This is a genomic window from Polyangiaceae bacterium, from assembly GCA_020633235.1.
In the GTDB taxonomy this organism is placed as follows: Bacteria; Myxococcota_A; Polyangia; order Polyangiales; family Polyangiaceae; genus JACKEA01.
In genome coordinates, this window is record JACKEA010000001.1 from 1,616,230 (window position 1) to 1,635,801 (window position 19,572).

General features: G+C 68.6%; 15 protein-coding genes. 7 read left to right on the plus strand and 8 right to left on the minus strand.

Features of this window, described 5'->3' with window-relative positions; all coding sequences use genetic code 11:
• Positions 1 to 36: 36 nt before the first annotated feature.
• Together H6717_07095 and H6717_07100 are read right to left on the minus strand one after the other, a co-directional pair.
• Positions 37 to 558: a hypothetical protein gene (locus tag H6717_07095; protein MCB9576775.1), complete on the minus strand. Its 522-nt coding sequence runs from the start codon at positions 556 to 558 to the stop codon at positions 37 to 39.
• A gap of 234 nt (positions 559 to 792) precedes the next feature.
• Positions 793 to 3,996 (minus strand): vitamin B12-dependent ribonucleotide reductase, encoded by a 3,204-nt coding sequence (locus H6717_07100; GenBank protein MCB9576776.1) that lies wholly within the window; start codon positions 3,994 to 3,996, stop codon positions 793 to 795.
• A 524-nt stretch (positions 3,997 to 4,520) separates the two neighbouring features.
• On the opposite strand from H6717_07100, the gene H6717_07105 reads away from it, so the two are divergent.
• Together H6717_07105 and H6717_07110 are read left to right on the plus strand one after the other, a co-directional pair.
• Positions 4,521 to 5,267, plus strand: coding sequence for a hypothetical protein (locus tag H6717_07105; GenBank protein MCB9576777.1), 747 nt, complete (start codon positions 4,521 to 4,523; stop codon positions 5,265 to 5,267).
• Between the two features lie 956 nt (positions 5,268 to 6,223).
• Positions 6,224 to 6,580 carry a four helix bundle protein gene (locus tag H6717_07110; protein ID MCB9576778.1) on the plus strand — a complete coding sequence of 119 codons (357 nt, stop codon included), beginning with the start codon at positions 6,224 to 6,226 and terminating at the stop codon, positions 6,578 to 6,580.
• 367 nt (positions 6,581 to 6,947) lie between these two features.
• Here the strand turns inward: H6717_07110 and H6717_07115 are convergent, their stop codons facing one another.
• Genes H6717_07115 through H6717_07125 form a run of 3 tightly spaced genes read right to left on the minus strand, consistent with a single transcriptional unit; the run spans position 6,948 to position 9,963 of the window.
• Positions 6,948 to 7,895 (minus strand): D-glycerate dehydrogenase, encoded by a 948-nt coding sequence (locus H6717_07115; GenBank protein MCB9576779.1) that lies wholly within the window; start codon positions 7,893 to 7,895, stop codon positions 6,948 to 6,950.
• A complete protein-coding gene (locus H6717_07120) occupies positions 7,892 to 9,217 on the minus strand; it encodes an insulinase family protein (protein MCB9576780.1) in 1,326 nt (441 codons plus the stop codon). The genes H6717_07115 and H6717_07120 overlap by 4 nt, the downstream gene beginning before the upstream one ends.
• Positions 9,214 to 9,963, minus strand: coding sequence for a hypothetical protein (locus H6717_07125; GenBank protein MCB9576781.1), 750 nt, complete (start codon positions 9,961 to 9,963; stop codon positions 9,214 to 9,216). Before H6717_07125 ends, H6717_07120 begins: the two co-directional genes overlap by 4 nt.
• Positions 9,964 to 10,007: 44 nt before the next feature.
• Here H6717_07125 and H6717_07130 point away from each other — a divergent pair, with 44 nt between their 5' ends.
• Entirely contained in the window at positions 10,008 to 11,546 is a 1,539-nt protein-coding gene (locus H6717_07130) for a gamma-glutamyltransferase (GenBank protein MCB9576782.1), read from the plus strand.
• 179 nt (positions 11,547 to 11,725) lie between these two features.
• Positions 11,726 to 13,345 carry a serine/threonine protein kinase gene (locus tag H6717_07135; protein MCB9576783.1) on the plus strand — a complete coding sequence of 540 codons (1,620 nt, stop codon included), beginning with the start codon at positions 11,726 to 11,728 and terminating at the stop codon, positions 13,343 to 13,345.
• A gap of 58 nt (positions 13,346 to 13,403) precedes the next feature.
• On the opposite strand, the gene H6717_07140 is transcribed toward H6717_07135, so the two are convergent.
• The 3 genes from H6717_07140 to H6717_07150 form a co-directional block, all read right to left on the minus strand.
• Positions 13,404 to 13,676, minus strand: a complete 273-nt coding sequence (locus H6717_07140) for a hypothetical protein (GenBank protein ID MCB9576784.1) — start codon at positions 13,674 to 13,676, stop codon at positions 13,404 to 13,406.
• A 90-nt stretch (positions 13,677 to 13,766) separates the two neighbouring features.
• Entirely contained in the window at positions 13,767 to 15,329 is a 1,563-nt protein-coding gene (locus H6717_07145) for a polyamine aminopropyltransferase (protein ID MCB9576785.1), read from the minus strand.
• A gap of 22 nt (positions 15,330 to 15,351) precedes the next feature.
• Complete coding sequence (locus H6717_07150) at positions 15,352 to 15,576, minus strand: DUF350 domain-containing protein (protein ID MCB9576786.1); 225 nt, start codon at positions 15,574 to 15,576, stop codon at positions 15,352 to 15,354.
• A gap of 214 nt (positions 15,577 to 15,790) precedes the next feature.
• Between H6717_07150 and H6717_07155 the strand changes: the two genes are divergently transcribed.
• The 3 genes from H6717_07155 (at position 15,791) to H6717_07165 (ending at position 18,987) form a co-directional block, all read left to right on the plus strand.
• Positions 15,791 to 16,618: a hypothetical protein gene (locus H6717_07155; protein MCB9576787.1), complete on the plus strand. Its 828-nt coding sequence runs from the start codon at positions 15,791 to 15,793 to the stop codon at positions 16,616 to 16,618.
• Between the two features lie 133 nt (positions 16,619 to 16,751).
• Positions 16,752 to 17,741 carry a hypothetical protein gene (locus H6717_07160; GenBank protein MCB9576788.1) on the plus strand — a complete coding sequence of 330 codons (990 nt, stop codon included), beginning with the start codon at positions 16,752 to 16,754 and terminating at the stop codon, positions 17,739 to 17,741.
• The gene (locus H6717_07165) at positions 17,725 to 18,987 is read left to right on the plus strand and encodes a hypothetical protein (protein ID MCB9576789.1); all 1,263 of its coding nucleotides are present in this window, start codon (positions 17,725 to 17,727) and stop codon (positions 18,985 to 18,987) included. The genes H6717_07160 and H6717_07165 overlap by 17 nt, the downstream gene beginning before the upstream one ends.
• The last annotated feature ends 585 nt before the right edge of the window (positions 18,988 to 19,572 follow it).

Genomic DNA, 19,572 nt, shown 5'->3' on the forward strand with positions numbered 1-19,572 from the left:
GTCAGACGTCGTCTGATGCATGGTGTTCAAGACGGCCTAGCAGGCGCCGGGGATCTTCACTCCCTGGACTTGGGCACGGATCAGCGTTCGGGCGGCAGACTCGTTGACCGAGCCCGCCTTCACCTTGACGGCGATCTGGTTGCAGATCGCCGTCGCGGATTTGTACTTGTTGGCCGTCAGCCCTCCCTTGGCGGCTTCGCTGCCCAAGGCGGCGCAACAGCTCTGCACCCGCGAATACGCAGCAGCGCTGCTGGTCCGCGCGGGAGCGGCGGACGCGGAAGGAGCAGCAGAGGCGGACGCGGAAGGCGCCGTGGTCGTTGCTTTGACCGTAGCGACGGCGGTGGGCTTGGGTGCCGTCGTGGGCTCCGCGCTGGCAGCTTCGGGCGCCGCGGAGTCGGAGGCTGCCGGCGCCGTGCTGGGCTCGACGGCGGCGGACGGCGCGGGCGCAGGCTCGGGCGCGGCGGAGGCGGACGCCGCCGTCTCCTCGCCGCCCTTCTTGCAGGCAACGAGGGTCAGCGCGACGACGCACAGCACGGAAGCGCTCCCCTTCAGGGACATCGCTCACCCTTTTACTAGAGCGCGGCGCGATTTGCCTAGGCCGGGGCATGCTCCAAGGTGACAACGCTCGGGCGCCGCGACGCTTTCAGGCATACGAAATTGCTCTGTTAAATCGACGGGTTACGGGGTGGGTGTCGGGAGGTTCCGCGGCGTCCCGACAAACTCCTGCCCATGGAACGACGACGGGCCAGCCTGGGGGCCGGCCCGTCGGTGGCTGCTTCGCCGAGGGAAGGCTCAGCTACAGCCCATGCTGTTTCCGCAGTTCAGGCACTTGTAGCAAGCGCCGTTGCGCACGGTGATGTGCCCGCAGCCGTCGCACACGGGCGCGTCGCCCATCATCTCTTCCAGCTGCGCGTCGAGGGCGCCGTGCACGTCGGTGCCCACGAGATTGGCGGGGTCCTCGCTCTTCGGCGCTTCCGCCTCGGACTCGATGGGCGTCGTCGGATCCTCGATGGTGGCCGGCGTCTCCGCGGGCTTCACCTGGGCGAAGTCGTAGCGCTTCAGGTACTCCACGCCCAGCACACGGAAGATGTAGTCCACGATGGAGGTGGAGAACTTGATGTTCGGGTGGCCCGTCACCACACCGTGAGGCTCGAAGCGCGTGAAGGTGAACTGCTCGACGAAGGTGTCCAGCGGCACGCCATATTGCAGACCAATGGACACGCTCATGGCGAAACAGTTCATCAGCGAGCGGAAGGCGGCGCCTTCCTTGTGCATGTCGATGAAGATCTCGCCCAAGGTGCCGTCGTCGTAGTCGCCCGTGCGGAGGAACACCTTGTGGCCGCCCACCAGCGCTTCCTGCGTGAAGCCGCTGCGCTTCTTGGGCAAGCGCACTCGGGTGCCCTGCGGACGGGTGAGGGGGGCCAGAGCCACGTCGGTCTTGGCGCTGGCCTCTTCCGTCTTCTTCTCTTTGCTGGTGGTGGACAGCGGCTGGCTCGCCTTGGAGCCGTCGCGGTACAGGGCCACGGCCTTGAGGCCGAGCTTCCAACCCTCTTCGTAGATTTCCCGAACCTCTTCAGCGGTGGCCTCGTTCGGGAGGTTCACGGTCTTGCTGATGGCGCCGGAAAGGAATGGCTGCACCGCGGCCATCATGCGCACGTGGCTCATGGGGGCGAGGTAGCGCTTGCCAGTGCGGCCGCAACGATTGGCGCAATCGAAGACGGGGTAGTGCTCGTCCCGCAGGTAGGGCGCGCCCTCGATGGTCATGCGACCCACGATCACGTCGTTGGCCTCCTGGATTTCCGCTTCCTTGAAGCCGAGGTGCTTGAGCAGGGAGAAGCCCGGCCTGCTCATCTTGTCGGCGCCGATGCCGAGCCGCTCGTAGCTCTCCTTGCCGATGACCCAGGGAGCGAAGGCCAGCGAAAGATCGAACACGCCGGGAATGGCCTGCTCGATCTTGTCGAGGTCTTCCTCCGTGAGGCCGCGGGTGGCGAGGGCGGCGCGGTTGACGTGCGGAGCGCCCAAGAGCGTGTTGGTGCCGGAAACGTAGGCGACGATCTCGCGGATCTGCACCTCGGAGTAGCCGAGCTTCGAAAGCGCTCCGGGCACGGACTGATTGACGATCTTGAAGTAGCCGCCACCCGCGAGCTTCTTGAACTTCACCAGGGCGAAGTCCGGCTCGATGCCGGTGGTGTCGCAGTCCATCAACAGCCCGATGGTGCCGGTGGGGGCGAGCACGGTGGCCTGCGCGTTGCGGTAGCCGTGTTGCTCACCGAGTCGGACCACGTCGTCCCAATCCTCGCAGGCGGCCTTCCAAAGCTCCGCCGGACACTCGTCGCGGTTGATGGCGTAGGCTGCCTCTTGGTGCATACGCATCACGCGCAGCATGGGCTCGCGGTTCTTGGCGTAGCCCGGGAACGTGCCCTTGCCGCTGGCCATCTTGGCGCTCTGGGCGTAGGCGTGGCCGCACAAGATGGAGGTCAGCGCTGCGGCAATGCTGCGACCCTTCTCGGAGTCGTAGGGAACGCCCTGCAGCATGAGCAACGTGCCGAGGTTCGCGTAGCCGAGCCCCAGCGGACGATAGTCGTGGGAGTTCTGCGCGATGGCCTGGGTGGGGTAGCTCGAGAAGTCCACCAGGATTTCCTGCGCTGCGAAGAACACGTCCACCGCGTGGCGGTAGCCGTCCACGTCGAAGCTGCCGTCGGCCCGCAGGAACTTGGTGAGGTTCAGCGAGGCGAGGTTGCAGGCCGTGTCGTCGAGGAACATGTACTCGGAGCACGGATTGGACGCGTTGATGCGACCGGAGTTGGGGCAGGTGTGCCAGCGGTTGATGGTGCTGTCGTACTGCACGCCGGGGTCTGCGCAGTGCCACGCGCTGTCGGCGACCATGGTCCACAGCTCGGCGGCGTCGAAGGTCTCCACCACGTCACCCGTGGTGCGGGCGATGGTGTGCCACTTGCCGCCGCTCATGGCGGCCTTCATGAAGTCGTCGTTGACGCGAACGGAGTTGTTCGAGTTCTGCCCGCTCACGGTGCGGTAGGCCTCGCCGTTGAAGTCGCTCTCGTAGCCGGTCGCGATCAGCGCGTGGGCCTTCTTCTCCTCGCGCACCTTCCACTGGATGAAGTCCGCGATCTCCGGGTGGTCCATGTCGAGGCAGACCATCTTGGCGGCGCGGCGAGTGGTGCCGCCGCTCTTGGTGGATCCCGCGGCGCGATCGAAGACCTCGAGGAAGCTCATCAGGCCGCTGGAGGTACCGCCGCCGGAGAGCTTCTCCTGCTTGCCGCGAATGGCGCTGAAGTTCGAGCCGGTGCCGGAGCCGTACTTGAACAGCCGCGCCTCGCTCTTCATCAGGTCGTAGATGGCCATCAGGTCATCGTTCACGCTCTGGATGAAGCAGGCCGAGCACTGCGGGTGCGCGTAGGCGTTGGGCGTCTCGTCGATGGTGTCGGTCTTCTCGGTCCAGGCCCAGTTGCCGCCGGAGCCCTCGATGCCGTACTCGTGATAGAGCCCGCAGTTGAACCATACCGGCGAGTTGAAGGCGCCGTACTGGTTCACGAGCAGGAAGGTGAGCTCCGCCTCGAAGGTGTCCGCATCCTTCTTGGAGGCGAAGTAGCCGCCGAACTTCTCGCCCGCCACGCGGATGGTGTGGGCCACCCGGTGCACCACCTGGCGCACGCTGGTCTCCCCCTGGTTTTTGTCCCCATGGAGGCCGGCCTTACGGAAGTACTTCGATACGACGATGTCGGTGGCGAGCTGGGACCACTCCGAGGGGATCTCCGCGCCTTCCATCTTGAACACGATGGAGCCGTCGGGATTGGTGATGACGCTCTTGCGGAGCTCCCAGGTCACGGCCTCGAAGCCGGTTTCCCCCGTTTGGGTGTAGCGCCGGCTGAAGCCGAGCCCCTTGCGTTTGCGGGTGCTCTTCTTCGCCCCCGCCTCGGCGGCGGCGGTGCTGCTCTTCACCGGACCTTCTTGCCCCACGATCGTCGACTGCGCCATCCCTCTCTCCTTCTGCTCTCTCGGTTTTCGCGCGTGAAACGCCATCGCTTCAGTGCGGCACCCCGCCGCCACAAAGCGAAAATGAGCCCATCCGGCTCGAGCGGGGCCTCTCTGCTTGGCCTCTCGACTCGGCCGACGCGACGACTCGCGGCGGGCCTCCCTAAGTTAGGCGTGGTGGACCCGTTGGGGCCGCACCGGGTGGCGGGCTCGTTACCCGCCGAAGGTCAATTTCCGTTCAGCACCCTGCGCCGGGTGCCCTGCTCTCGTGCACAGGCCTTGGTGTTCAGTAGGACGAGTCGTTTACCCCAAGGGCTTGGGGTGGGGCAACAAAAAACCACGACAGATTGGTGACACAGGGGTAACGCCGCGAAGGCACTGAACTTTCGCATCCCTGAACACAAGATGCCCAGGGCTTGTCCATGGGCATCCCACATTGTGTGCACAGGTTGATCCACAACCCCCCTCATTTTTCTTGGGGTTGGTCCGCCGCGGAAGCCTCGCGGCCGCCGTGTATGCTCCTGCAAATGGGACTTCGAGCGAGCGGGATTTTCGCGGTTTTGGCGCTGGCGACGCTGCTCTTGGGGGCGTGCACGGACGACGAGGCCGCCGATGGGACGGGGGGAGGGAGCGGCGCGGGGGGCGCGGCGGGAGCTTCGAGCGGCGGTAGCGGCGGCGCGACGGGGGGTGCTTCGGGATCCGGGGGCGCGACAGGGGGAGCCAGTGGCAGTGGGGGCGCTAGCGGTGGCGCCAGCGGGAGCAGCGGCAGCGCGGGCGCGACAAGTAACGACGCAGGCAGCGACGCCGCGACGGACGCGATGATGGATGGCGGCGCGCCGGTGTGGCCCGACGTGCTGTTCACCGGCGTCTGGTACGTCGGTTGGTCTGGCGGGCTCGACCACTATTCTTGGATGAAGCTCACGGAGACCGGCCCAGGCCAAGCCAACGGGCAGTGGGCGGCCCTCGATGCCGTGTGCGGATCGTGCACGGGCTACTTCCCCTGCGAAGGCGACCAAGGGCTCTTCATCGCTTCGAAGCAAGCGCCGATGACCCTCACGCTGCAGTATCCCCTGGCGTGTGCGGGAGACTCGGGGGCGCCGGACAGCGAGGTATGGACCATCAAGAGCTTTGGTCCGCCGCCGTCGTTCCCGGCAGGAGCGTTGCTCACGGCGTCGGTGCAGGTGGGCAGCAATCCGACGCAGGTCGTCAACGCGTATCTGTATCCGGCGTCGCAGTGCAATCCCGCGTTCAAGAGCTGCACGAACCCGTTCTGAGGGGCGCGCTCTACGATTGAGGGCACGGACCGGCGCGGGCAAAGGCACGGGCAAGGGCACGGGCGCGGGCGCATGCGCACGGGCGAGGGCATGGGCATGGGCGAGCGCACGGACGAAGGCGGGACCACGGGCGAGCGCATGGGCGCGGGCAAGGAGAGGATCGGCGGAGCTTGGTCGGCGCTGCGACGGCGGGGAGCAGGCGCGTGCCAGCTGGCGCTGGCACTGGCGCCTGCAGAGCGGGGAGAGAGGGAGAAGAAGCGGCGAAGGGCGGCGAGAGCTCGAGCTCCTTTCTGGAGTGAAAGGAGCTCTCGCATGACGCAATTCGATTCAACCTGCTCAGGACTTCCGCATCATCGACTCAAGGGAAGCGCACGGGCGAGCGCACGGGCACGGGCAAGGGCACGGGCAAGGGCAAGGGCATGGGCGAGGGCACGGGCACGGGCGCGGGCGAGCACATGGGCGAGGGCAAGGAGAGGATGCGGCGGAGCTTGGTCGGTGCTGCTGCGACGGCGGGGGGAGCAGGCGCGTGCCAGCTGGCGCTGGCACTGGCGCCTGCAGAGCGGGAGAGAGGGAGAAGAAGCGGCGAGGGGCGGCGAGAGCTCGAGCTCCTTTCTGGAGTGAAAGGAGCTCTCGCATGACCCAATTCGATTCAACCTGCTCAGGACTTCCGCATCATCGACTCAAGGGAAGCGCACGGGCGAGCGCACGGACGAAGGCGGGACCACGGGCGAGCGCACGGGCAAGGTTGGGCGCACGGACGAAGGCGGGCGCACGGGCGAGCGCATGGGCGAGGGCAAGGAGAGGATCGGCGGAGCTTGGCCGGCGCTGCGATGGTGGGGAGCAGGCGCGTGCCAGCTGGCGCTGGCACTGGCGCCTGCAGAGTGGGGAGAGAGGGAGAAGAAGCGGCGAAGGGCGGCGAGGCTCGAGCTCCTTTCTGGAGTGAAAGGAGCTCTCGCATGACCCAATTCGATTCAACCCGCTCAGGACTTCCGCATCATCGACTCAGGGAAGCGCACGGCGTGGCGGTGGACCTGCTGGACGCCGTGCGCGCGGCAAACATCCGCGACCGAAAGCTGAGAGATGAAGCGCTGCGGGCAGCGAAGTCCACGTGCCTGAACGTGGCCGAAGGCGCCAGGCGCTTCACGCGGGCAGACAAGGCGCGGGCGTACACCGTTGCCCGAGGCGAGATGGTGGAAGCGGTCGCCGCGGTGGAGATTGCGGCGCGCGTCGGGGAAGCGCGGGCCGAGGGCGTGGCGCCCGTCGTGAAGCTGGGCAATCTGCTGTACGCCATGCTCACCAAGCTCATCGTGTGAGGTCGTCCGGCCAAGGCTGATCGTGGAAGCGAGCTTGTTTGGGGGGCGAACGGGCAAAGGCACGGGCACGGGCGAACGCATGGGCAAAGGCACGGGCATGGACACGGACGTGCATGGGCACGGGCACGGGCGAGCGCATGGGCACGGGCACGGACCAGCTCGGGCACGGGCAAGCTCACGGGCACGGGCGAGGGGCACGGGCACGGGCGAGCGCTCGGGCACGGGCACGGACCAGCTCGGGCACGGGCAAGCTCACGGGCACGGGCGAGCGCATGGGCACGGGCGCGCACGGGCAAGCTCGGGCGCAGGGTGATGGGCGGGAAGGGGTGTTACCGCGGCGGACCGACAAGCCCATGGACCGGGAGGGTTAGATCTGGTTCAGGGGGTTGTTCGGGAGTTGGCCGGAGAGGACGCGGAGGATGTCTTCGGCGAGGGCGCGGGCCATGGCGGCGCGGGTGGGTTCGGTGGCGCTGGCGGCGTGAGGGGTGAGGAGCACGCGATCGAGGCGGCGAAGGCGGTCGTCGATGTCGGGCTCCCGCTCGAAGACGTCGAGGGCGGCGGCCGCGAGGTGACCGCTCTCGAGGGCGCTGGCGAGAGCGGCTTCGTCGACCACGGGGCCGCGAGCGGTGTTCACCAGGATCGCGCTCGGCTTCATGCGCGCGAGGGCGGCGGCGTCGATGAGATGCCGCGTGGCGCCGGTGAGCGGAACGTGGAGCGAGACGAAGTCGCTTTCCGAGAGCAGCTCGGCGAGAGGAACGTGACGCGCGCGGAGCTCGTTCTCGCGAGCGGCGTCGGCGCGGTGGCGCTGAGCGTAGAGCACGCGCATGTCGAAGCCGCGAGCGCGGCGAGCCACGGCCTGGCCAATGCGTCCGAGGCCGACGATGCCCAAGGTCTGGCCGGCGACGGGCGCGCCGAGGAGCAGGCCCAGACGAAAGCCCTGGAACCGACCGCTGCGCACGACGGTGTCGCCTTCCACGATGCGGCGCGCGGCCGCGAGCATCAGGGCCCAAGCGAAGTCCGCGCTGGCTTCGGTGAGCACGTTGGGCGTGTTCACCACCCAAATGCCCCGCGCGGTGGCGGCGGCGACGTCCACGTTGTCGAAGCCGACGGCGCAGTTGGCGACGATGCGGAGGGAAGGGCCGGCGGCGAGGATCGCGTCCGTGATGGGATCCGTGAGCATGCACAGGAGCGCGTCGGCGTCGGCCAGGGCGGGAGCGAGCGGAGCGCCGGGCTCGAGCACCCGCACGGCGTGATCGCGCTCGAGCAGCGCGATGGCGTCGCCCGGAAGGGGGCTCGTGACGACGACGCGGCTCACGGAGCCTTCCTGCGCGTCGGGTCGAAGGGCAGCTTGCGCTCGACCACGAAGTCTCGAGCGGGATCCACGATCCACACCGGAGCGATGGCCGTGAGCGACTCGGGGTTCGCGTCGCCGGTGACGGTGACGACCAGCGCGTTCTTGCGCGCGAGCTGCTTCGCGGCGGCCAGGACGGCCTTGGGCTCCACGTCGCGGCGCGCACGCCGGCGCGCGTCGAAGGCGTCGGCATCGAGGCCGAGCACGGCATCGTGCTCGAGCACGGCTGCGGCTCCGGCAATGCTCGGCAAGTCCACGAGCGGCGCGTCGGCCACTCGCCGCGCGGTCACGTCGATGGCGTCGCTGTCCGCTTGCGTCGCGCCGCCCAGCGCGTCGAGCAAGCTCTGCACCGCGGCCGTCGCGTCGTCTGCGTCGCGCTCGAGGCCCATCAACGCGGGCCCCGTCGGGTGCTCCTCGGAGAACCAGCGCGTGCCGGCCGGGGCGCGATCGCTCGCGAGCGCGAGCGCCACGTCGTGCGCCGCATCGCCCGGGGCCAAGGTGCCCACCTGCACCCGGGGCGTCCCGGCCGCTTGGACCACCACGATACGGAGCCCCGGCTCCGGCAATGGCGTCGGCGGCGCGGACGGCATCGTCGCACTGTAACGCCCGGTCGGCTGCGTCACGTCGCCCACGCTCACGAGCTCCACGCCCTTCTGGCGGCGCAGGAAGGCGAGCACGCTCTGGGCCGTGATCTTCTCGATGGCGCTCCGCGGCGCATGCGGGTGGCCGTAGGGATGCCGCCCGGTGGGCAGCAGGAAGAGCTCGCGGGCGAGGGCCTCGCGGCCGAGATCCCGCGGCGCGGCGAGGGCGCGCTTTCGCGCCTGTTCCAGCGCGGCCAGCGGCGGCGCTTTGAGGGCAGCGCCGAGAGTCTGCTCGACCTTCGCGAAGTCTGCCGAGTGGTGCGCCACCTCGAGCACGATGGCATCGGCGTCTACGCTCACGCGCGCTTGGAAGTGCTTCTCGACGGCGAGGGCCATGAGCTGTGCGGCGACCTCCGCGGCACCGAGATCCGCGCCGTCGTCCCCGCTGCCGCCGTGGATCACGAGGGCGGTCACCGCCAGGGGCAGCTCCGAGCGGGGCAGCCGGCGCACGCCGTCTTCGAGCACCACGCCGGGGAGCGCAGTGAGCGGCGTGATGCCGGCGGGGGGCGTGTCGTCCCGCGGAGCGGGCGCCGCGCTGGGCACCACGAAGGGCGGCTTCGCGGTCGGCGGCGGAGGGGCGGCGGCCCGCGGCGGAGGCGCCGGGGTGCAGCCGGCCACGAGCAGCGCGACGACCCAAGCTCTCACGGCGCGAGCACTCCGCGCACGGCCCGCACGGCGTCCAGATCGCGGACGTGGCTCAAGAGCGCGCGGGCGTCGTGCTGCTCGTGCTCCGCGAGGCCGAGGCGCGCGGCGCGCTCGGCGTTGTCGGACAAGAGCAGGAGCCAGCGCAGCGCCGCGCGGGATCGCGCCCGCGCGATGTCCTGCTCCGACGCGGCGTCCACGCGCTTGAAGCCTCGCGCGAGCTCCGCCTTCGCTACCGGGCGATCCAAACCGAAGCGCCCAGCGCCGTGGATCACTCTCGCGCCGACCACTTCCGCGAGGATCTCGAGGGCGACGTCCTGGGCCGCCGTCGCGCTGCCGGTCCAGCTCGGCCCCGCCAGCGCTTCCGTCGCCACGGCGCTTGGGGCCTTGGCGTCCTCGTACGCCCGCCGCAGCTGCTCTGCGGCGTCGTCCGCGTCCACGGCCCCCACCAGCGACAGCACCGCCGCCCGCGGCGCCATCTTCCGGGCGGCCCACACCGCCGTGGCGAGCTCCCCGCTCGGAAGCTCCACGCAGCGCGCGCCGGCGGTGAGGCGAAAGCGCCCGCCGCGCGCCCGCACCACGCGCGCCACCTTCTGCGGCGGCTCGTTCGAAACCCCCGTCGCGCACAGCGCCAGCGCGGGCGCGGTGGCCCGCGCGTCGATCACGCCGCGGCGGCCTTCGCCGAGATCGACGCGTTGTATCGAGAGTGCCACGGTAGAAAGACTCGCGAGCAGCACCAGGGAAAGCACGGCTCGCGCTTACCACGGACCCCGCGTCGGTGTAACGTGCGCCCGTGCACGGTGTCGTCGCTGCCGGTGATCCACAAACCGCTGCCGCGGGAGCAGAGCTCTTCGCCGCCGGCGGCAACGCGATGGACGCCATCGTCGCGGCGGCCTTTGCTGCCTTCGTGTGCGAGCTGCCGCTGTGCAGCCCGCTCGGGGGAGGCGTCATGGTCGTGCAACCCGAAACCGGCGCGGCGCACGCTCTCGACATGTTCGGGCGTACGCCGGGCCTGGGCGGCGCGCGGCCCACGGTGCTCGACTTCGACCACGTGGAGGTCGACTTCGGCGCCACGACGCAGGTGTTTCACGTCGGGCGTGGCAGCGCCGCGGTGCCGCTGGCGCTCCCAGGCCTTTTGCAGGCGCATCAGCGCTGGGGCAGCCTGCCGCTCAGCGACGTGGTGGCTCCCGCCGTGGTCCTTGGCCGCGACGGCTACCAGCTCGGCGCCGGCGTGGCCTTCGCGTTCCGCCTGCTCTCGCCGATCATCGAGCGCACCGCCGAGAGCCGCATGCTGTTCTCCGATGGTGATCGCATCGCGAGCACGGGCGCGCAGCTCGACAATCGCGATCTCGCTCGGAGCCTCTCGGACATCTGCGAACGTCCGGAGCGCGTGCGCGATCTGATGCAAGCCTTCGCCGCGGAGTGCGGCCCCGCCGCGGGGGGCCTCGTCACCGAGCGCGACGTGACGGAAGCCACAGTCAACGACGCCGTGCCGCTCTGCGTGGAGCTCGGCGACTGGCACCTGGCCACGATGCCCGGACCTTCCACCGGCGGCGTGTTGGTGGCCCTCGGTCTGCGCCTGCTCGGCGGAGTGGGAAAGCTCCCGTTTGGATCCGCGGAGCACGTGCTCGCCCTGACCGACGTGCAGCGCACGCTGCTCTCGGTGCGGGACGACAGCTTCGACGAGGAATGCCGCGACGCCGCTTTCGTGCGCGAGCTGCTGTCCGACGCTAAGGTCGCCGAGCTTCGCACCCGCGCCGCCGCGCTCCACCCGGACAGCCCCCTGGGCTCCACCACGCATCTCTCGGCCTTGGATGAGCACGGCATGGCGGTGAGCCTCACCCTCACCAACGGGGAGGGCTCGGGTCACGTGCTGTCGGGCACCGGCATGGTCATCAACAACCTGCTCGGAGAAGAGGACATCCACCCCCGCGGCTTCCATCGCGACCCGCCGGGCAAGGCGCTGTCCACCATGATGGCGCCCACGGTGCTCACCCGCGGCGAGGACCGCATCGTGCTCGGTAGCGGGGGCTCCAATCGCCTGCGCAACGCCATCACCCAGGTCGTCTCCGCGCTCATCGAGCATGGCGTCACGCCGGAAGTCGCCGTCACCGCGCCTCGGCTACACGTTCAGGGCACCACCTTGACACTGGAGACGCGAGGCCTCGCCGCCGAGGCCGAAGCGGCGCTCCAGAGTGCCTTCGGCGGCCATGTCGCCGCCTTCGCCGAGCCCAACATGTTCTTTGGTGGCGTGCACTTGGCGCTCCGTCGGCGCGGCGCCTTCGGCGGGGCAGGAGACGCGCGTCGGGGCGGCTCCGTCCGGGTCGTCTGATTTCGTGCTAAGCTCACTCTCGCCTACAGTGTAGGAGACGTGTTTTTGCGTCCAGGACACTGGACGTTCGTCGAGAACCCTGCCATCACCGCAACGTCAGGATGAGAACGCTCGGGGAAATTCAGCCCGGTCAAACTGTCGGCCGGTACGAGTTTCTCGTACCGATCGCACAGGGCGGCATGGCCGCGGTGTGGGCCGCGCGCTTGAAGGGGTCCCGCGGGTTCAGCAAGACCGTGGCGGTCAAGACCATGCTGCCCACGATCTCGGACGACCCGCACTTCGAGCAGATGTTCTTGGACGAGGCGCAGATTTGTTCGCGCATTCGTCACCCGAACGTCGTCGAGATCTTGGATCTCGGTGAGCAGGACGACCTCCTCTATCTGGTCATGGAGTGGGTGGACGGCGAGCCCCTGTCCTCCATTCGCCGGGCCGCCGCCAAGCGCGAAGGCATCCCCCGGCCCATCGCCGTGAAGGTGGTGGCGGACGCCGCCGCCGGTCTCCACGCCGCCCACGAGCTCAAGGACGAGCACGGCGAGGTCATCGGCCTCGTTCATCGCGACATCTCCCCGCAGAACGTGCTCATCACCTACGACGGCGTCGTCAAGATCGTCGACTTCGGCGTGGCCAAGGCCGCGGGTCGTACGGCGGAGAACACCAACGCCGGGCAGATCAAGGGCAAGCCGCCTTACATGTCGCCGGAGCAGGCGCTGGGCAAGGACATCGATCGCCGCTCGGATCTGTTCGCTCTCGGCATCATCCTGTATCAGCTCACGACCGGTAAGCATCCGTTCCGTGGCGAGAACGACGTCATCACGCTGCAGAACATCGTCTCCGATCGTCCCATCATCCCTCCGCGGGCGTACGACAAGGAATACCCGAAGCCTCTCGAGGCCGTCGTCATGCGAGCGCTGGAGCGGGATCCGGACAAGCGCTTCCAAACGGCGGCGGAGCTCGAAGCCGCGCTCGATCGCGTGTTCCCCCCCACGGTACCCCGCGTGCGTACGGAGGACGTCGGCAAGTTCGTCACTGCCATGCTGGGGGAGCGGGGCGAAGAGCGTCGCACGGCGCTCCGGGACGCCATCCGGCAAGCGGACGAGCGCGCCGCCAGCGGCGAAACGCTGTCGTCTCCCACCGCCAGCCGCGCCATGGGAGAGCTCGGGACCACCGTCGGTACTGCGCCGCCCGGAAGCCCCGCTGCATTGGCGCTGTCTTCCGGCATCGGCCACACGCCGCTCAGCACCTCGAGCGGCATCTCCATCCCGCGCCCGCCGCTGCCTTCGGCTCACGAGGTCACGTCCAGCGAGCCCCACAGCATCCCGCAGACGCCCTTCGGCACGCAGACGCCCACGGAGCCGCCGCCCGCGCCCAAGAGCCGCGGTGCCCTGTGGGTCGTGGGTGGCCTGTTCATCGCCGCGCTGTTCGTGGGCGGCGCGCTGCTCGTCACCCGCTACACCGGATCGCAGGCGTCGGCCCAGGCTCCGGAGCACGCGCCCACGCTGGCCGACACCAAGAAGGAATCGTCGAAGCCGGACAGCGTCGACACGGACAAGCCCGCGACGGACAAGCCCGTGGACGACAGCGATGCAGTGGACCTCACGGATCTGGCCGTGGAGAAGACCGCAACGGCCGCGCCCCAGCACGCCCCCGTGGTGAAGGGGCCCATCACCGCCAAGACCGCGGACAAGCCCAAAGAGCCCGAGAAGAAGCCGGAAGCCAAGAAGCCGGAAGAGAAGAAGCCGGCCACCAAGAAGCCGGGTGGCGGTTTCGTGCCGCCGCCGGTCACCGACCCGGGCTTCTGATCTCCGTTTCTATGTTGGTCCGGCGCGATCCCCGTCGCGCCCCGAGTCGGCGCGAGCGTCAGTTCGGACGCTTGGGCTCGCGCGTGGGATCCGGCTCCCAGGTGCAGCGGTTGCCCTGACAGCGCTCGACGTAGAGCACGCGTTTGCCGCAGCCGACGGCGCCCTTTTCGTGGGGCTTGTTCGTGTAGTGGTACACCGTGATCTGCCCCTTCGGGCACGAAAAATCCCGCGAAGCGCGCTCGCGGATCCACTCGTGGGAGCGATCCGAGTGCACCACGCAGCCCGAGAGCACGGCAGTGACGGCCAAGAGCAAGACGTGAAGCGGGCGCATGAGACGAGCGTAGCGCCGCGCTGCGCGGGACGTAAAGCGGGAGCCGCGACGGGCATCGCGCCGAGCCAACAATCAAACGTAGCGGCGCGTTCAGTTCCAGCGTTCCCAGTCGGCCAGGTAGTAGGCGACCAGGGCTTGGTTATCGAGGTGGTTTTCCTGGGCGGGGATGCGGCTCATGTCGTCCGGAATGCGAAACAGGGACGCGAGGATGGGGGGCGTGAGATAGCGGAGCGTTGCGGGCGGCAAGGCCGTGGGAATGGGAAAGTCGTGGTGCTTGGCGAGCAGGTAGCCCCACTCGCCGAAGGTGGGCACGAACACGCGATAGGGACGCACCGCGAGGCCCACGCTCGCGAGAGTGGTGGCGACGCACCAGTAGGCGCGGCGCGCGAACAGCGGCGAGGTGGACTGCACCACCAGCGCGCCGTCGTCGGCCAGGCGATCCCGCGCCGAGCGGTAGAACTCCGCGGTGTACAGCTTGCCCAGGGCGTAGTTGCTGGGATCCGGGAAGTCGAGGATGACGACGTCGTAGCGCCGCGTGTCGTGGGAGAACCACACCATGGCGTCGGCGTTCTCCACGTGCACGCGGGGGTCGTGGAGCGACTCGTGGTTGGACGCGGTCACGCGCGGGTCGTGCAGGGCGAGGCCCGTCATGCGGGGATCCAGATCCACCAGCGTGACGCTCTTCACCCCGGGCCAGCGCAGCACCTCGCGCACGGCCAGGCCATCGCCGCCGCCACCGATGAGCACGCTCTCGTGGCGCTGGGTGGCGGCCATCACGGGGTGCACCAGCGCTTCGTGGTAGCGGTGCTCGTCGATGGATGAAAACTGCAGGTTGCCGTTCAAAAACAGCTGGTAGCCGTCGCCCTTGCCCGACAGCACGATGCGCTGATAGCGCGACTGGGCGGCGAGCAGCACGCGGCCGCCGTACAGGTTCTGCTCGCTCAGGCGCGTCATGCGGCCGCTTTCGAACAGCGCCAGACCGAGCAGCGCACACACGATCACGGCGCGCACGCGGGCGCCCACCATGCCCTTGCCGTCGCCATCTGCCAGCACCCAGGTGGACACCAGCCCCACGAGCGCGTTCAAGAGGCCGCACACGATGGAGCTCTGCACCAGGCCCAGGCGCGGGAACAGCAAGAGCGAGAACGCCACCGAGCCTATCAGCGCGCCGGCGTAGTCGAAGGTGAGGGCCTTGGCGATGACGTCCTTGAACTCGTACTCCGTGCGCAGGATGCGCATCAGGATCGGCAGCTCGAGCCCCACGAGCACGCCGACGGCCACTACCGTTGCGTACAGCACCAAGTGAAAGGCGCCGGTGTGGGCGAAGGCGATGAACAGCGAGGGCGCGCTGAGGCCGCCCAAGAGCGCCGTGGCGAGCTCCACATCTACGAAGCGAAGGGCGAGCTTGCGATCGAGGAAGCGCGAAAGATAAGCGCCGAGGCCCAGCGCCGAGAGGTAGACGCCGATGACCAGGGAGAACTGCGTGACGGAGTCGCCCAGCACGTAGCTGGCGACGGCCGCCATGGCTAGCTCGTACACCAGGCCGGCGGTCGCGATCACCAGCACCATGCCGAGCAGGATGCGGGCGCGGAGCCGGCCCACGGAGCGCTCCGGTGCGGGCGCGGGCCAGCCGGAAGGCGCTTCCGAGCTCATGGGAGCTGGGGCGAAGGGAGCCCTATCCGCCGATGGCTGCGGCGATGATGATGCTGAGCCCCAAGATGACGGAGCCGATCATGATGGCGAGGGCCGTGTTCTGGTCTTCCTCGATCTCTTTTCGCAGTGAGAACGGCGTCACCATCTTGATGATGAAGAAGCTGGCCGCGAACATCACGATGCCGATCAGCGAGTAGACGACGGATGCGACCAGCGCCTTGAAGAATGGAGCCCAGTTGATGTCCATGCTGCGTGCTTCCTCTTAGCTCGGATCGGGCACATCCCCGCGCCGACCACCCGCTCTACCGTTTACAGGGTTTTTCAACAACATGGAACAACGGTGGCGGCGCCCTGCGCGGCAGGGAGTTCGGCAACTGCTTATCGAACGGTTGGCCTGATCACCGCAAAGCCCCCCATTTTTCGGCGGATGGAGCGGCTTCGCGTAAGCTTTCGGGGTCGTCATGCTGGTCGTCCTGGGGCCGCCCTTCGAGGGCACGGATTCCGACTACGCGCGCCTCTCGCGCGTGACCGGCCTCGTGGCATACGACCTGAAAACCCGCGTGAAGCCGGGGGTGTGGGGCGTGGTGAGGGCGCTCGGCAACGAGCTCGAGGCCGCCGCGCTGGTGGATGAGCTCCGGGCCCAGGGCTTTCGCGCGTGCGCTCTGGAGCCCGCCGTGGGCGGCGATCCGGCGCGGCCCTTCGTGCCCCTGACTCAGCTCGAGCTGGGGGACGACCGCATGGTGCTCCACCTTACCGAGCGCAGCATGACCATCCCCTACCGGGCGCTCTTGGTGATGGTGCGCGGGGAGGTCCACCTCGGGTCGCGGCCTCCCTCGGAGCATCGCACGTCCAGCTCCACGTTCCGGGCGGTGATGCCCAGCGCTGCGGAAGTCGCCGTGTTTCGAGAGAAAGCGGCGTCCGGCGAGCTCGACGCCTATGCGGCGGTGGACATCCATTTTGCGACCGTGAGCTGGGCGGCCCGCATCGATGCCCGGGGCTTCGACTTCGCGGTGCTTCCGGAGCGCAGCGGCACGCTGGCCGGGGATCTCGATCTGCTCATGGATCTGATCGTGAGAAAGAGCGGCGTGCGGGTCGATCGCGGCGCGCGGGCCTCGAGCCTCGTGTCGTTCGCTGGAGCGCCGCCGCGGTCCGGGACGCCGGTCCCCGGACAGCCGCGCATCCCGCCCCCACCCAGGGACGACCGCTTCGATGCCTACTCGCGCCTCGTGGCCGAGGCCGAACGCCTTGCGCCGCGCCAAGGATCCGAGGCGCCTCCGGCGCCGGTGTGATAGCTTTCGGGGGGTCGCGGGCGGGCTCCACGGCATTGGGCCGGCGGGCTTGCCGAGGAGTGGTTTGGCCCGTGCGTGCTAGACTGGGAGCATTAGAGCCTTGATTTCGAGACCTTGTTCCGGTTTTCGGGCGGTGAGCCTGGCCGTCGTGTTGGCCCTGGGCGGCATGACCATCGCTCCGCCCGCTCAGGCGCAGAGCGCTGCCGAGCTCGCCAAGGCACGCTCCCAGTACAAGCAGGGCCTGAGCCTGGAAGCCGCGGGGGATTGGGGCGGCGCCCTCGCCAAGTTCGAGGCCGTGGGCAAGGTGAAGCTCACGCCGCAGGTTCGATTTCACATCGCGCGTTGCAAGGAGAACCTCGGTCGGTTGAACGAGGCCTTGGGGGACTATCGCCTGGCAGAGTACGAAGCGGGTCAAGCCAGCGCCAAGGAGCTCCCGGAGATCACCAAGGCGCGGGAGGCCCTCGAGGCCCGGATCCCGAAGCTCGTGATCTCCCGCGGAGAGGGCGCCGAGTCGGCCCGCATCGAGCTCGACGGCGTGGAGCTGGGAGAGGCAAAGATCGGCCAGGAGGTCAGCGTCGATCCCGGCCCCCATCGCATCGTCGCCAAGCTGCCCAAGGGGCAGTTCGAAGAGAACGTGACCCTCGGCGAAGGCGAGAGCAAGACGGTGGATCTGGTCGCTCCGGAGAACCTCACGCCGACCACCAACACCGGCCCCGTCACCGACCCGGACGTTCCCCCCGTGGAGGACAAGGGCGTGAAGGTGGAAAAGAAGGGCGGCTCGGCGCTGCCCTGGATCATCGGCGGCGTTGGCGTGGTCGGCCTCGCCGCGGGCGGCTACTTCTTCATCAAGAAGAACGACGCCCAGAGCCAGCTCGACGACGTGTGCCGCGGGGACGTGTGCCCCAAGTCCAAGCAGAGCCTGCAGGACGACGGCAAGCAATACGCCACGCTCACCACCGTGGGCCTCGGCGTTGGCGTCGTCGGCATCGGCGTGGCCACGGTCATGCTGCTTTCCAGCGGCGGTTCGGATGAACCGGCCAAGGAGCAATCCAAGAAGGGCGTCCGCGTGGACGTCGCCTCCACCTCTTCGTACACGGGAGTGAACCTTGTCGGCCGCTTCTGATCGCACCTTCCGCCGCGCCGGTGCCATCGCGCTTTCGGTGCTGGGCACGGCGCTGGCTGCTGCCTGCTCCTTCCCCGATCACACGTTCATCGAGGACAGCGAGTTCTACGCCAACGCCGACAGCGGTGTTGGTGGTGGGATTGGGGGTGTTGGTGGGACCGCGGGAACGAGCGGTACGGGCGCCACCGGCGGCGGAGGTACGGCGGGCACCGCGGGAACGGCGGGGACCGCAGGCACGGCCGGCACTGCCGGCACGGGCGGCGGCGGAACCGGCGGGGCCCAGTCGTGTGGTACCGGCAACACCTGCGCGCCGGATTCGCCAACGGGCTGGAAGGGACCGGTGGTGTACTACGAAGGGCCAGATCCGGCGCCGGGCTGCAATGAAAGCGGCGGCTACCCGACCATCGAACAATCCGCCAACTCGGGGTTGGATGCAGGGTCACCGACCTGTCCAAGTTGCTCTTGCGGCGCCGCGGCGGGAATGACCTGCAACGCAGAGGTCGTGTACTTCGATGCCACGTCTTGCGGGGGGGCAGGCTGCTGGGGCCACTCGCCGGCATACTGCGGGGACGCGGATCCAAACCAGCCGCCTCCACCGATCACCGTTGGCACGGCTTGCAAGGGCCAGAATCTGTGCTCTGACGCCACGGGCAGCACGCCGAAGTCCGCGGTGTTCACCAACGTGACTGCCTCCGGTGGCACCTGTACGCCGAGCTCAACCGGAACCAAGAATATTCCCGCGCCGTCGTTCACCAAGACAGTGCGCGCCTGCGGTGGGCCCACTGGCATTCCCACAGGCTGCCCCTCGGGGTCGACCTGCGTCCCCAACCCGTCGTCCAAGTTCAGTCCGAACATCTGCATTTATCAGAGCGGCGACGTGGCGTGCCCCGGCGGTGCCTACGCAAAGAAGTCGACCTTCTACCTCTCGTTCTCGGACGACCGCGACTGCAGCGCATGCAGTTGTGGAGCGGGCACGGGTAGCTGTACCGGTTCGACCACAGTCGACATCTTCACGGACGGGAGTTGTGCGGTGGGCAAGACCACGCTTCCGGCTCCCGACAACTGCACCGACTTGCCGGCCGACCCCACGGGCATCTCGGCGCCGAACTGCCAGGGCTGGGCAGGAGCGAGCTTGAGCATGAAGCTCAACGGCGGCACTCCCGGAGCTGGCACTTGCCCGCCGACGGGCGGCCAAGTGACGGGCAGCGCGACACCCACGCAACCGATCACATTCTGCTGCCTGTAGTCGCATCGACCAACCCGCTCTGTTTCTTTACCGACGACTTCTCTGGACAGAACAAGAAGCGAATCAGTGCGTGGCCATCGCCGCGGATCCTCCTGGGGATCCTGGTGCCCTTTGGTCGGTCCAGCGGACATCCGGGGTACCGACTGGAGGGAGCTGCAACCCTACCGCCGGCCAAGTGACGGGTACTGCTAGGGGCGCGCAGGCCTGCACGCTCTCCTGCCTGTAGACGTTCACGCCCAGTTGGCCGAACGCACGTCCTCGCCGGTCCCCGTCTTGACGGCCGAGGTTGATCGCTGGGTGCGGACGGCAAGAGCATGGCGCCGTTGCGGAGCGCAGCTTCGGCCGCAGCGCGCAGATATGTGCGCGGTCCGACACCAACGAGCTTCGCGGATTCGATCAGGGTGTAGAAGAGGGCCGCGACTTCGGTGCCGCAGCGTGACCGGGACCCGTAGTGATTCTTTCGGCGGACGACCGCGCCGCGCAGACTTCTTTGCGTGGCGTTCTTGCGGTGTTGACCCCGCTCGCCCAGCCCCGCCAACGCCTGCTGAAGCTCTTCTCGCTTGCTCTCCATGCACCGCAGTCTCC